The sequence below is a fragment of the Pseudomonas sp. HY13-MNA-CIBAN-0226 genome (genome assembly GCF_040310305.1).
Taxonomy (GTDB): Bacteria; Pseudomonadota; Gammaproteobacteria; order Pseudomonadales; family Pseudomonadaceae; genus Aquipseudomonas; species Aquipseudomonas gregormendelii.
On sequence record NZ_JBEOPS010000430.1, the window covers coordinates 1 to 254 of the forward strand.

1 protein-coding gene is annotated in these 254 nt (G+C 68.5%); it reads right to left on the minus strand.

Features of this window, described 5'->3' with window-relative positions:
• On the minus strand, positions 1 to 252 hold a 252-nt coding region (locus AAEZ05_RS29385; RefSeq protein ID WP_350650145.1), incomplete at its 3' end, for a TIGR03750 family conjugal transfer protein.
• Positions 253 to 254 lie beyond the last annotated feature (2 nt).

A 254-nucleotide genomic window follows, 5' to 3' on the forward strand; every position in this document is an offset into this window, starting at 1 on the left:
GGTTTCGGGGCGGCCGCGCTTGAGCCGGCGCAGTGCGCCGCCGCCGATGAAAATCCCTGCGCAGACCGCAATCAGGATGGCCGTGGGGACGATGGCAATGATCGCGAATAGGATGGCCAGCGCCGTGCCGCTCGCCAGGCCAATCAGCCCTGACAAGCCTGCGCAGACCCACAGCTCATTCGCCGTCAGCCCGCGCACCACCACCGGGTGACGGTTGAGGCGGTGGGGCAGAAACAGCACCGTCCCGTCCAGGC